Origin of the sequence: Burkholderia sp. JP2-270 (assembly GCF_003233675.1) — a bacterium.
In the GTDB taxonomy this organism is placed as follows: Bacteria; Pseudomonadota; Gammaproteobacteria; order Burkholderiales; family Burkholderiaceae; genus Burkholderia; species Burkholderia pyrrocinia_C.
On sequence record NZ_CP029825.1, the window covers coordinates 2623567 to 2636282 of the forward strand.

At 67.9% G+C, this 12716-nt stretch carries 12 protein-coding genes; 6 read left to right on the top strand and 6 right to left on the bottom strand.

Annotated features, from left to right (window positions below):
- Window positions 1-10 precede the first annotated feature (10 nt).
- Window positions 11-352 carry an FKBP-type peptidyl-prolyl cis-trans isomerase gene (locus DM992_RS29965; protein WP_006479474.1) on the bottom strand — a complete coding sequence of 114 codons (342 nt, stop codon included), beginning with the start codon at window positions 350-352 and terminating at the stop codon, window positions 11-13.
- Between the two features lie 582 nt (window positions 353-934).
- Between DM992_RS29965 and DM992_RS29975 the strand changes: the two genes are divergently transcribed.
- Window positions 935-1852 (top strand): metal-dependent hydrolase, encoded by a 918-nt coding sequence (locus DM992_RS29975; RefSeq protein ID WP_111020473.1) that lies wholly within the window; start codon window positions 935-937, stop codon window positions 1850-1852.
- Window positions 1853-2322: 470 nt separating this feature from the next.
- The gene (locus tag DM992_RS29980; RefSeq protein WP_111020474.1) at window positions 2323-3786 is read left to right on the top strand and encodes a sigma-54 dependent transcriptional regulator; all 1464 of its coding nucleotides are present in this window, start codon (window positions 2323-2325) and stop codon (window positions 3784-3786) included.
- Window positions 3787-3825: 39 nt separating this feature from the next.
- On the opposite strand, the gene DM992_RS29985 is transcribed toward DM992_RS29980, so the two are convergent.
- The gene (locus DM992_RS29985) at window positions 3826-4212 is read right to left on the bottom strand and encodes a GtrA family protein (protein WP_111019819.1); all 387 of its coding nucleotides are present in this window, start codon (window positions 4210-4212) and stop codon (window positions 3826-3828) included.
- Between the two features lie 1142 nt (window positions 4213-5354).
- Window positions 5355-6137, bottom strand: a complete 783-nt coding sequence (locus tag DM992_RS30005; RefSeq protein ID WP_111019822.1) for an ABC transporter substrate-binding protein — start codon at window positions 6135-6137, stop codon at window positions 5355-5357.
- Between the two features lie 233 nt (window positions 6138-6370).
- Between DM992_RS30005 and DM992_RS30010 the strand changes: the two genes are divergently transcribed.
- Together DM992_RS30010 and DM992_RS30015 are read left to right on the top strand one after the other, a co-directional pair.
- A complete protein-coding gene (locus tag DM992_RS30010) occupies window positions 6371-6790 on the top strand; it encodes an MbcA/ParS/Xre antitoxin family protein (RefSeq protein WP_034185167.1) in 420 nt (139 codons plus the stop codon).
- Between the two features lie 2 nt (window positions 6791-6792).
- Complete coding sequence (locus tag DM992_RS30015) at window positions 6793-7488, top strand: RES family NAD+ phosphorylase (RefSeq protein WP_111019823.1); 696 nt, start codon at window positions 6793-6795, stop codon at window positions 7486-7488.
- A 240-nt stretch (window positions 7489-7728) separates the two neighbouring features.
- Here the strand turns inward: DM992_RS30015 and DM992_RS30020 are convergent, their stop codons facing one another.
- Window positions 7729-8460, bottom strand: coding sequence for a metallophosphoesterase (locus DM992_RS30020; protein WP_111019824.1), 732 nt, complete (start codon window positions 8458-8460; stop codon window positions 7729-7731).
- A gap of 139 nt (window positions 8461-8599) precedes the next feature.
- On the opposite strand from DM992_RS30020, the gene DM992_RS30025 reads away from it, so the two are divergent.
- Window positions 8600-9253, top strand: a complete 654-nt coding sequence (locus DM992_RS30025; protein ID WP_034185170.1) for a DUF1345 domain-containing protein — start codon at window positions 8600-8602, stop codon at window positions 9251-9253.
- Between the two features lie 117 nt (window positions 9254-9370).
- Here the strand turns inward: DM992_RS30025 and DM992_RS30030 are convergent, their stop codons facing one another.
- Complete coding sequence (locus tag DM992_RS30030) at window positions 9371-10078, bottom strand: class I SAM-dependent methyltransferase (RefSeq protein WP_111019825.1); 708 nt, start codon at window positions 10076-10078, stop codon at window positions 9371-9373.
- A 304-nt stretch (window positions 10079-10382) separates the two neighbouring features.
- On the opposite strand from DM992_RS30030, the gene DM992_RS30035 reads away from it, so the two are divergent.
- Window positions 10383-12035 carry a DUF3459 domain-containing protein gene (locus tag DM992_RS30035; protein WP_111020475.1) on the top strand — a complete coding sequence of 551 codons (1653 nt, stop codon included), beginning with the start codon at window positions 10383-10385 and terminating at the stop codon, window positions 12033-12035.
- An 89-nt stretch (window positions 12036-12124) separates the two neighbouring features.
- Here DM992_RS30035 and DM992_RS30040 read toward each other — a convergent pair whose 3' ends face one another.
- The gene (locus DM992_RS30040; RefSeq protein ID WP_111019826.1) at window positions 12125-12709 is read right to left on the bottom strand and encodes a thiamine phosphate synthase; all 585 of its coding nucleotides are present in this window, start codon (window positions 12707-12709) and stop codon (window positions 12125-12127) included.
- Between the last annotated feature and the right edge of the window lie 7 nt (window positions 12710-12716).

Sequence of the window (12716 nt, forward strand, 5' to 3'; positions counted from 1 at the left end):
GGGTGCGTCGTCAGACGTCGAGCAGTTCGACTTCGAACACGAGCGTCGCGTTCGGCGGAATCACGCCGCCTGCGCCGCGCGGGCCGTAGCCGAGTTGCGGCGGGATCGTCAGGCGGCGCACGCCGCCGACCTTCATGCCCTGCACGCCTTCGTCCCAGCCCTTGATGACCATGCCGCCGCCGAGCACGAACGCGAACGGGTCGTTGCGGTCCTTGCTCGAATCGAATTTCTGACCGTCGGTCAGCCAGCCCGTGTAGTGGACGCTGACGGTCTTGCCGGCTTGCGCTTCCGCGCCGGTGCCTTCGGTCAGGTCTTCGTATTTGAGGCCCGATTCGGTCGTGATGACAGACATGACTACTCCTGAAAGAGGGTTGCGTAAGACCGCTATTGTAGGCGAGCGCGCAGCGGGCCGCGGCACGTAGCTTTCACCCGCCGGCACGCGTGTCGCGGACGGCTGCGAGGCGCCGCGCCCGCGATTGCCGAAAACGCAAATGGAACGCGCGTTTGAATTTTTCAACGGATGCGCGACCGGGGTTGCACCGCGCGAGTGCGCCGCGCGTATGAATCGGTGCTGCCGCGGCGGTATTCCACATGCCGCGCGCCGCCGCCGGATTCGTCGAAACGCTCGCCGCATCGGGCTTTCGGGCAGGGGGCGGGTCGCAGCGCCGGCCGCCTGGCGTCGCTCGCAGCTCGGCGTGCACGTTCGAATCGCGGCCCACCCGGGCGCTGTTCGAACGTCGCTTTTTTTCGCCTTTCCGACCGTGCCCTGTTTGGAAGCGCGCATCTACCGCGCGGCTTGCGCGCGTCGGCGCGGGTAGCCTATCTTTACATCTGTCGATGTCAAGATTTTGGCGGTGCGCGATGCGCCGCCCGGGGCTGCGCCGGCCGCGTCGGACGACGCGCCGGGCCGCTCCGGAAAAGGAGAACGATGAACATGAAGTCAGCCGCTTCCGCTACCGCAGCCGGGATCATGCCGGTGCGCCGCGACCTGCGCTTCGACCTGCCGGTCGAACGCGCGAAGGACTGGCATGGCCTCGGGTCGCACGTGACCCATTTCTTCAACGCGCTGTCGCTGCTGTTCCCGGCCGGCGAGCGCTTTTTCATGGACTCGGTGCGCAATTACCGCGACCGGATCGACGATCCCGTGCTGAAGCAGCAGGTGCTCGGCTTCATCGGCCAGGAAGCGATGCATACGCGCGAGCACGTCGAATACAACGAGCTGATGCAGGCGAACCGTTTGCCCGCGCGCAAGCTCGACAAGCGCGTGTGGGCGGTGCTCGGCTACATGAAGCGCAAGCTGCCGCATTCGGTGCAGCTCGCGCATACGGTCGCGGCGGAGCACTACACGGCGATGCTCGCCGACTGGCTGCTGCGCGACCCGACGCGCCTCGAAGGCTCGGTCGAAGGCTACCGGCAGATGTGGATATGGCACGCGCTCGAGGAAACCGAGCACAAGGCCGTGTCGTTCGACGTGTGGAATGCCGTGATGAAGCCGGGGCTGCGGCGTTACCTGATCCGCATCGGCGTGTATCTGCTGACGACGCTGACGTTCTGGCCGGCCGTGTTCCTGATGCATGCGACGCTGCTTTGGCGCGATCGCGGCGCCGGACATCACGTGCGCGGGATGCTGCGGACGATCGCGTTCCTGTACGGGCCGCGCCGCGGGCTGTTCCCGCGCATCGCGGGCGAATGGCTGAGCTTTTTCCGGCCGGGCTTCCATCCGTGGGATCACGACAACCATCACCATCTCGCGCGGGTCGACGCGCTCGTCGCCACCTACGGCGAACACGGCGGCACGCCGGCCGGCCGCGGCCGCGCGAACGCGCTGGCGCCGGTCGCGTCTGGCCGCTGACGCAATCCGTTTCTGATACAACCCGTCGCGCTGCCATGGGCGGCGTCGGGTCGCGCATGTTGCGTTCCTGCATCATGCCGGCTTCCTCCGACGATTGACCGAAATCAATCGAAACCGGCTGCGCGGGCACCCGGCTGTCCGGTCGACCGGCCGTGCATATACCCGCCGGCGTGCCGGTTCTGCGTGCGCCGCATCGTATGCGAACGCCGCGCGCCAGCACTGGCGCGGCTTTGCGCGCAGTGCGCCCGCCCGTTCCGGGTTTGCGCCGCGCCCGCCACCGGGATAACACCCATCTAGCCGCAGGCCGGCCGCGTCGATATACCGTTCATGACAACCTCGACCTCATGCACGATTCATGCGCAGGGGGATTTTATTCGGACGGAAATGCGGCCAATATGTCGGTTCGATCGTGGTCCGTCGTATGCGTCGGCGAGCCGGCGCACGATACCAACGCCAAGCGGGGAACAACGATGGTTGCAAGGTCACCCGACGCAAACGGGAATGCGGCGCCCGAGATGACGCCCGTGTCCGTCACCGCACCCGAGGCCGGCCGCAAGCTGTTCGTGATCATGCGTACGCCCGACGAGCCGCTGCTTGCGCAACTGCGCGGGCTCGGCTGGGAGATCGCGGTCGCGAAGACAGCCGGCGCCGCGCAGAATATGACGTCCGGCGTAAACGTCGCCGCCGGGCTGGTCGATTTCACGGGGTTCACGTCGCGCGACTATCCGGCACTGAAAGCGTGCCTGAGCCAGCCTGCGATCGGCTGGATTTCGATCGCGCAGGCCGGCATCACGATCGGTCCCGCCGTGCGCGAACTGATCCGCAGCTATTGTTTCGATTACGTGACGCTGCCGCTGCCCTACGAATGGATTTCGCATGTGCTCGGCCATGCGCGCGGGATGGCCGCGCTCGACCGCGTCGACGGCGCAGCCTATGCGGCGTCGATCGGCGAGCACGGGATGATCGGCAACTGCGAGGCGATGCAGCAGTTGTTCAGCACGATCCGCAAGGTCGCGAAGACCGATGCGAGCGTATTCATTTCCGGCGAGTCGGGCACCGGCAAGGAACTGACGGCGCTCGCGATTCACGAGCGTTCCGGCCGCGGCAAGGGGCCGTTCGTCGCGATCAACTGCGGGGCGATTCCGCATCACCTGCTGCAGTCGGAGCTGTTCGGCTATGAGCGCGGCGCGTTCACCGGCGCGAACCAGCGGCGCGTGGGCCGGATCGAATCGGCGAACGGCGGCACGCTGTTTCTCGACGAGATCGGCGACATGCCGGTCGAGAGCCAGGCGAGCCTGCTGCGCTTCCTGCAGGAAGGGAAGATCGAGCGGCTCGGCGGACAGGAATCGATCGCGGTCGACGTGCGGATCATCTCGGCGACGCACGTGGATCTCGACGGCGCGGTCGAGACCGGGCGCTTCCGCGCTGATCTCTATCACCGCCTGTGCGTGCTGCGCATCCACGAGCCGCCGCTGCGCGCGCGCGGCAAGGACATCGACATCCTCGCGCATTACGTGCTGCAGAAGTTCAAGTCCGACAGCGGCCGCAAGATCAGCGGCTTTACGTCGGCCGCGCTCGACGCAATGCGCCGCTACGAATGGCCCGGCAATGTGCGCGAGCTGATCAACCGCGTGCGGCGCGCGATCGTGATGGCCGAGAGCCGGCTGCTGACGCCGCACGATCTCGGGCTCGAGACGCCGGGCGAAACCGAACCGGTGACGCTCGAACAGGCGAGGGCGCTCGCCGAGCGCACCGCGATCGAGAACGCGCTGCTGCGCAACGATCACCGGATCAACAAGGCTGCCGCCGAACTCGGCATCTCGCGCGTGACGCTCTACCGGATGATGATCGAGCACGGGCTGAACGATCACGACAACAACGGCGGGCACGACGGCGCGCCGTCCGGCGACGCGGGGCATCAGCGCGTCGGCTGAGCGGCGCGTTAAGCGCGTGAACCGGTTCGATGTCGGTGTTCAGCGATACGTCCAGAGCCGGTGCAGCACGAACGTGACGGGCGGCACGCACAGCACGACCGCGACGATGCTCCATGCACGCGCAAACCCGAGCATCGCGGTGCCGTGCGCGAGCAGCATCGTGACGACGAGGCCGGCCATCGCGACCGCGAGAAAGCGTGCGAAGTTGCCCCACGTCACGGGCGACGAAAAACTCCACAGCGTGTTGGCGAGATACGAGAACGCGGTCGAGCAGACGAACGCGGCCGCGTTCGCGATCATGGGCGTCGCATCGAACAGCGCGAACATCGCGGTTGCGATCAGCGCATGCAGCGCGGTCGAGCAGAGGCCCGACACGCCGAAGCGGATCAGTCTGGCGCGCTCGGCGGCATGGAGGTTGCGGATCATCGATGGGCGGTATTGCGGGCGGTGAGGTGCCGCGTGAAGCGTTGTCGCGCCGCGCGGCGTTCGCCGGCGAAAGTCACGCGCAACGCGCGGCGCGTTTCGCGCTTCGCAGTATAGCCGCGCGATCGGCAGCCGGATTGCCCCCGCAATTGCCAGTCCGGTCCGCGCGCGACCGGCGGCTCCGATGTCGCCGACGGCATGTAAAGCGCATGAAACATTTCGCTTCGGCAACCGGGCGAATTTCCGCGGCGAATCGGGCCGATCGGAACGGTGCCGGCCGGTAAAAATTCCATGTCGATTGTTCAGCCTTATCCCGCAAGGCCCGGCCGCCACGCGGCCGGCGCATGCCGCGTGCCGCATGTTTCAGATTCGCAACTTCCGGCATTCCGCCCCAGTTCCGGCCGTCATCCCGCGCGCCGAACCCCTTGTGCGGATGGGCGCGCGCGAAGCTGGCCCGCTCCTTGCGGATATGAACGTACGAAAGTCGACGACGCGAGGTCCGGCCGGTTCTGCAGCGAACCCTGTCAGTACCGGCCAGGACGCAGTCCGCGGGGATGCGGCGACGGAGCGCGGCGCAGCCGCCGCGTTCCGGCGAGCACGGAACGTTGTCGCCTGGTCGTCGGGGCACCGGCATCGTCCGGTTGCCGGAACAAGCATCAGACTGAAAACGGGGTAGAAAAATGATCGATCGCCACACGCCGCGGCTCGCAGGCCGCGATCGCAGTGATGCGGGGCATCGCCGGTCGAACGTCGCTCTCGCAGCGGGCCGGCATGCATCGACAGGCCATCTCTCCGCGCCCGGTGCGAGGCGGATCCGGCAGATTGCCGGTCATCCGCGCCGGGTCGGCACTTTCCTGCACGCAGACCCGATTCGAAAGGGCATGTGCACACGGGCGCCGGTATCGCGACGCCCGATCTTCGGCTACTGAATTCGCACGATATCCGGTCGCGTTACCCATCGTTCACGCGAACCGGTGCAATTGGTCTGCAATCCGAATCAGGTTTGACACGTTGCGCAGTGCACGCGACAGAGGATGAATTCGATGCGGCGGCGAACGGCGCAATGCCGTTGCCGCCCGGTGGTGAGGGGAGGGGCGGTCGGACGCGCGCGACGGGAGTGTCGCCCGTACGCGCGCGACGCCGTTTCAGCCGCCGTAGATGTCGAAGTCGAAGTACTTCGACGCGAGCCGCTTGTAGGTGCCGTCCTTGACCATGTCGACGATCGCGCGGTCGATCTTCGCCTTCAGGTCGGCGTCTTCCTTGCGCAGCCCGATGCCGGCGCCGATGCCGAGCACCTTCTCGTCGACGAGTTCGGGCCCGACGAACTGGTAGTTCGCACCGCGCGGCGATTTCAGGAACCCGATCGCGGCCTGCACTTCATCCTGGAGTGCCGCGTCGAGGCGGCCCGAGGTCAGGTCCGCATACACGCCGTCCTGGTTCTGGTACGACACGACGTTCGCGCCTTGCTTGCCCCAGTACGCTTTCGCATAGGTTTCCTGCGTCGTGCCCTGCTCGACGCCGATCGACTTGCCCTTCAGCGATTCGGCCGTCGGCAGCAGCGGCGAACCCTTCTTCACGACGAGCCGCGTCGGCTGGTTGTAGATCTTCGTCGTGAAGCCGATCTGCTCCGCGCGCTGCGGCGTGATCGACATCGACGACAGCACCGCGTCGAACTTCTTCGCCTTCAGCGCCGGAATCATCCCGTCGAAATCGTTCTCGAGCCACACGCACTTCGCCTTCAGGCGCGCGCAGATCTCGTTGCCGAGGTCGATGTCGAAGCCGACGAGCTTGCCGTCGGGCGCCTTCGACTCGAACGGCGCGTAGCTTGCGTCGGTGCCGAAGCGGATCGTGGTCCAGTCCTTCGCGGCGGCGGGGCCTGCGGATACTGCGAGCAGGGCGATCGAAACAGCGGCAATCAGTCTCTTCATGGTGCGTTTCCTTGGCGTGGTGCTTCCGGTTCTGTGCGACACGGTTCCGCAGACAGGACCGCGTCTGCACGCGCTGTCCGCATGGCCATTAACGCAGAAAATAAAATAAGAGTCCAGAATGGACAAAAAATATCGTTTTGCTGTAAGAAATGACCGACCGTCGGGTGTCGACCCTTGCAAAAATGCGAAAATGGACTAGTCTTGTTAGTGAATTCATTTCGAGACTAACCATCATGTCACAGCCTGCCTACGATTCGCATTCCGCCCCGCCGCAGGCTTCGTTTGCGCAGATGTCGGCGGCAGGCCTGCGTGCGTTTTTCAACATCGCGCGCGACTGGGAACTGACGATCGACGAGCAGATCGTGCTGCTCGGGTCGCCCGGACGTTCGACGTTCTTCAAGTGGAAGGCGGCGCCGGAGTCGGCGCGGCTGCCGCGCGATACGCTCGAGCGGCTATCGCTGCTGCTCGGCATCTACAAGGCGCTGCAGATCCTGCTGCCGCAGCCGGCCGCGGCAGACGCATGGGTCAAGCGGCCCAACGATGCCGCGCCGTTCGGCGGCAAGCGCGCGCTCGACCGGATGCTGGCCGGCAACGTCGGCGATCTGGTCGCCGTCCGGCAATATCTCGACGCGATGCGAGGTGGCTGGGCGTGACGATGCCGATCGAAGCAAAACAATGGCCCACGACCGCCGTCGACTGGGCGCCTGCCTATCGTGTGATCCCCACCCGTTTTCCTGCCATCAACCTGTTCGACCGCGTCGCGTCGGCGGACGATTTCGACGCGCTGTACGCGCTCGAATCGCTGACCAACGACCGCATCCGCAACGAAGTCGGCACGCTCGACCTGGTGCCGCCCGACGAGCGCCGCTACGGGCTGGGCTGGGGGCCGATCATGGCCGCGTTCACGCACCTGAATCCGCAGGGCAGCCGTTTTTCCGACGGTAGCTACGGCGTGTTCTACTGCGCCCGCTCGCGCGACACGGCGATCGCCGAAACGCGCTATCACGGCGCGTTGTTCCTGGCCGCGACGAAGGAGCCGCCGATGCGCCAGCAGATGCGGCTCTATACGGTGTTCGCGCAGGGCGACGTGGTCGACGTGCGCACGTGGCCGCAGCGCGATCCCGCATTGCTGCATCCGCTCGATTACAGCGCGGGGCAGGCGCTCGGCCGCGCGGTGCGCAACGCGGGCGGCGCGGGGATCGTCTATCCGTCGGTGCGCGACCCGGGCGGCGAGTGTCTGGCGGCATTGCGCACCGCGCTGCTGCGCGACTGCCATCACGCGGCGTACCTCGAATACAACTGGAACGGCTCGGCCGTCGACGCGGTGTTCGAACTGAACCAGGTTGGCTAGGGCCTGCTTACACTAATAACGGGCATGCGCCGGCCCCCAGAAGGGCCGAGCGCAAGGATTGCGACGAAGCGAATACGCGACGTATTCGCAAGGAGCATGACGCTCGCGCGTCACTTGTTTGGTTCGGCCCAACGGCGCTCCTTGCTCCTTGCGCTGCGACCGGTAACGCTCGTTCGCATGCCCGTTATTAGCGTGAGCAGGCCCTGGGGCCGCTCGCGGGCCGATGCGGGCGCGAGGGCATCACGGCAGCGGCCAGTTGCCCGCGTGGCGTTCGCGCGCCTCGGCCTGCGTCATCGACCACGTGCTGCCGGTGCGCGGCTCGGCGAGCGTGAGCCGCCCGGACGGCGCGAACGCACCGGTGTCGATGAACCATTGCGCGCCGATCCGCTGCGGCGCGCGCACAGGCGTATGCCCGGTGCAGGTCAGCGACAGTCCGGCCTGCCGCGCCGGATCGGCGAGCCCCTGGACCAGATCGCGGCCCCAGATCAGCCGTTCGCGCACGTCGTGCGAATAGCTGCCCGTATCGAGGTCGGTGTCCGACCCGAAAAATTCCGCATGCAGCACGTTGAAGCGCTCGGGGCCGTCGCCGATCACGCGCACCAGCGGCAGCGCGTCGACGCGTGCCGCATGCGCGTGCAGCCGTTCCGGCGGCAGGTCGGCGCCCCAGTCGCCGCCGATCCCGCGCCACGCGTCGGGCGACAGCTTGCCGCGCGACACGAGGCTCAGCACTTCCTCGTGATTGCCGCGCACGACGTGGCACCACGGGCGGTCGAGCAGGTCGAGCGCGGTTTCGGACGCGGGGCCGCGATCGACGAGATCGCCGACCGAGAACAGGCGGTCGCGGGCCGGATCGAAGCGGATGTCGTGCAGCAGCGCGCGCAGCACGTCCACGCAGCCGTGCAGGTCGCCGACGACGAAGTCGCGGCCGGCCGTGTTCGCGGGGTGGCGGCAGAGGGAGGCGGTGGCGGTCATCCCAGTATCTTAGGCGCTCGTGCCCATCGCCACGTCGCGATGGAATGGCGATAATCGGGGCGCGGTAACCGCCGGCGCGGCGCAGCGGGCCGCCCCGCCTACCGTTCGAACCCTTTCCATCCGCTTTCGGAATCACACGATGACGTTTTATCCGCAGGTATTACGCAACCGGCCGCGCATGGTCGCGGCGTTCGTCGCGGGCTTGCTGTGCGCGGTGCTGCTGCCGTTTCCGCTGCGCCTGACCGCGCGTACGCTGATCGGCTGGGACTGCGCGGTCTGGCTGTATCTCGTGCTGATGTGGGTGCGCATGGTCACCGCGCATCATCACAAGGTGCGCGAAGTCGCGATCCGCGAGGACGAAAACGCGACGACCGTGCTGACCGTCGTGTGCCTCGCGACCGTCGCGAGCGTGGCCGCGATCGCGATCGAACTCGCGACCGCCAAGAGCGTCGGCTTCCGCGCGGGGCTCAGCCATTACGCGATCACGGGCGCGACGCTGTTCGGCGCGTGGTTCCTGATTCCGACGATCTTCACGCTGCACTATGCACGGCTCTATTACGGCTCGCCGAGCAGCGACCGCGCGCTGCGCTTCCCGGACCGGAATCCCGAACCCGATTACTGGGATTTCCTGTATTTCGCGTTCACGCTCGCGGTCGCGTCGCAGACCGCCGACATATCGCTGGCGAACCGCTCCGCGCGACGCGCGGTGCTCGCGCAGTCGATCCTGTCGTTCTACTTCAACATGGCCGTGCTCGGGTTGTCGATCAATGTCGCGGCGGGGCTGCTGAGTTGACGCCGGTTACTTGAGCAGGTCGTACCGACCGCCGCGTTCCAGTGCCCGCCGGTACGCCGGCCGCGCGTGGCACGCACGCGAATCGCGCCGCCCGTCGTTTCGAACCGCGTCGATCCGTTACGCGCGCCGCACCGCGATCCACGCACCCCAGAACAGGCTCGCGAAAAAGCGCAGCGGTGCGTCGAAGCCCGCGTCGCGCAGCAGGCCGAACACGGCTTCCTCGGACGCGGGCGGATCGGCGCCCTGCAGGATCTTCGCGAGTTGCGCGCGTACGGCGTCCGGCGTGGCGCCCTTCATGCGCCAGCGCTGCTGCCACGCGTCGAGCAGGCGAGGGTGGTCCGCGTAGCGGCGATGATTGCCGGCGAGCACGAGCGGCGCGCCGGGCTTCAGGCGTCGCGCGATCGCGTGCAGCAGCGCCGCCTTCGCATCGTCGCCCGGGACATGATGCAGCACGCCGATCAGCGTTGCGCCGTCGAACGCGGGTGCGTCGGGCAGCGCATCGACATTGTCCTCGACGAACGCCGTGCGCGCGCCGAAGCCGGCGGCCTCGACGTTCGTGCGCGCGAGCGCGAGCATCGGCGCGGACGGGTCGACGGCCGTGAATTGCCAGCCCGGCTCGAGCGCGGCCGCCACGCAGATTTCCTGCCCCGTGCCGCCCGCGCCCGCGACGAGTATCCGCGCATCGGGCGCCCCGACCGCCGACGCGAGCATGCACGCGGCGAGTTCGTGGCAGGCATCGTAGCCGGCGAGCGCAATGCGCGATTGCTCGGCGTATTCGTGTGCGCGTGCCGGATCGAATTTCGCGGCGCTGGCGGGAAGCGACATGGCGGGTTCCTCGGGTCGGGCGCGGACGACGTGTCCGCGAGCATCGCGCAGAGCGTAAGCGTGCGTGGTCGACGCAACAAGGCGAGCGGTCATTCCGGTATGCCGACTACCCGATTCGGCAAGCGTCGGGCTGCCGATTTTCCAGGGGTCGATTCGCATTTAAAAATGCCCGATCACGATGCATCGCGGTGGCGAATCCGGTGCATACTCGTTTTTCTCCCCCCGCCTGGCCGTCGCATGCCGGGCTCCGATGCGCCGCGCCAGTGGCGCGGCCATGCCGCTCGGCACGCACGAGGAGCGCATGATGTCCGATTGTCCGCACGATCCGTACGCGCAGCACTACATTCATTGTTTGCCGTTTGGCGCGCAGCCTTGTGGCGCGCTCGGCACGACACCGCGCACGCATTTTCGCGTGTGGGCGCCGGGCAGCACGCAGGTCCAGCTCGAACTCGATACCGGCTATGGCCCGACGCTCGTCCCGATGACGGCCGCCGGCCCGAACTGGTTCGAAGTGTTCGCCGATTGCGGCGCGGGTGCGCGTTACCGCTATCGCCTCGACGATGCCGTGTCGATTCCCGATCCCGCGTCGCGCTCGCAACCCGAAGGGCTCAACGGTCCGAGCGAGGTCGTCGATCCGCGCGCGTTCACGTGGCGCAACACGTTCTGGCGCGGGCGCGCGTGGGAAGACATGGCGCTCTACGCGATTCGCCCGCACGCGGTGGGCGGCTTCGCCGGCGTGCGCCGCCGCCTGCCGCAGCTCGCGCGCCTCGGCGTGACCGCGCTGGAACTGCTCGCCTCGCCGCACGACAGCCTGCCGTTCGCGCCGCTTGCGGTCGAAGGCGGCCCCGATGCGCTGAAGGCGCTGATCGACGACGCGCACGGCTACGGCCTTGCGGTGCTGCTGGAACTCGACTACGCGCGCTTCGGCAGCGGCACCGACGCGCTGCGCCACTTCGCGGAGCCGTTCTTCCATATGCGCGACGATCCGCTGCAGGCGCCGCCGCTGGCGCTCGATCATCCGGACGTCTGCGATTTCTTCTGCGACAACGCGCTGTACTGGATCGACGAATACCGTTGCGACGGGCTGCGCCTGCGCGAGGCCGACCGGATCGGCGTGTCGTGGCTGCGCGAGATCGCGGACCGCGTGCGCGCGGCCGTGCCGGCCGACAGGTTCATCCATCTCGTGCTCGGCAGCGAGCGGCATCCGGCGCATCTCGCCGATACCCATTTCGATGCGCAGTGGAACGGTTGCGGCGAACGCGCGCTGCACCGGCTGACGGGGCGTGACGCGTCGGCCCATGAAGGCATTTCCACGCACCAGTCGATCCATACGCTCGCCCGCGCGCTAACCGCGGTCGGCGCGGCGTTTCAGCCGGCCGCGCCGGCAGAAGGCATGGCCGCCGAAACCGGGCTGTCGTTGACGTCGCTGGTGCTGTCCGATGGCGCGTGGCGCGACAGCGACCAGGGCGACCGAGGGCAGGAGGCCTGCCTGGCCGGGCTTGCGCTGTCGCTGCTCACGCCGCAGATCCCGCTGATCTTCGACGAAACCGCGCGCGACGCCGATCGCGCGCATTTCGTGCAGTCGGCGCTCGCGGTGCGCGCGAAGCTGATCGCGCCGCGGCTGTCCGATTGCCGGCCGCAGGATGCGCATGCGCTGAAGGCGGACGGCGACGGGGATGCCGACGCGCTGCTCGCGTCATGGCGCCTTGCCGACGACGAGACGCTGACGATCGCATTGAACCTGTCGCCCGATGCGGTGCCGTTCGATGCGCCGAGAGGGCAGGTCGTGTTCGAGACGCCGGCGCGCGCGCGCGACCGGGTCGACGAAGGGGAATTGCCGCCGTATTCGCTCGTTGCGTGGCTGACGGGCGACGTCAACCGGTACGCGCTCACGCACGACGTGCGTCGCATCGACGACGGCTCGTGGCGTGGAGCGCGACCGAACCTGAACGCCTGAAGAGCGCCTGGGCGTGTGAACGCATAACTCTGTCCGAACGGCCGCGGGCGCCTTAGCGCCCGGCGGCTGCCCTGCCGGAACGCCCTGAGTTACCAGAATCCGCGAATGCCCGCGATGCCGTACGCGCCGTGACGGCGCGCGTCGTCGAGATGCGCGCGCGTCATCCCCCCGAGCGCGTAGACGGGCATCGCGGCCTGCGCGGCCAGCGCGCCGAATCGGCTCCAGCCGAGCGCCGGCGCACCGGGGTGGCTGAGCGTCGGCAACACGGGCGACAGCGTGACGAAATCCGCGCCGGCGCGTGCGGCCAGCAGCAGGTCGTCACGCGTGTGGCAGGCGGCGGATACCCATCGTCCGGCCGGCAACGGCCGTTGCGCGGCGGCGCGCAACGCGGTGCCGTCGAGATGCCAGCCGGCGCCGTCGAGCCGTATCACGCCGGCCGCATCGATCGGGCCGTTCAGCATCAGGTGCGCACCGGCTGCATTGCAGCGCGCGAGCGCCGCGGCGGCGAGCCGCGCGAACGCGGCCGCATCGAGCGATTTCACGCGCAGTTGCACGAGCGTCTCGCCGCGCGCGAGTACGGCCGACAGCCGGTCGAGGAACGCATCGCAATCGGCCGCAGACGCGGACGCCGGTTCCGGCGTGATCACGCAGCAGCGCGGCAGCGTTGCGTTCATCGCGCGC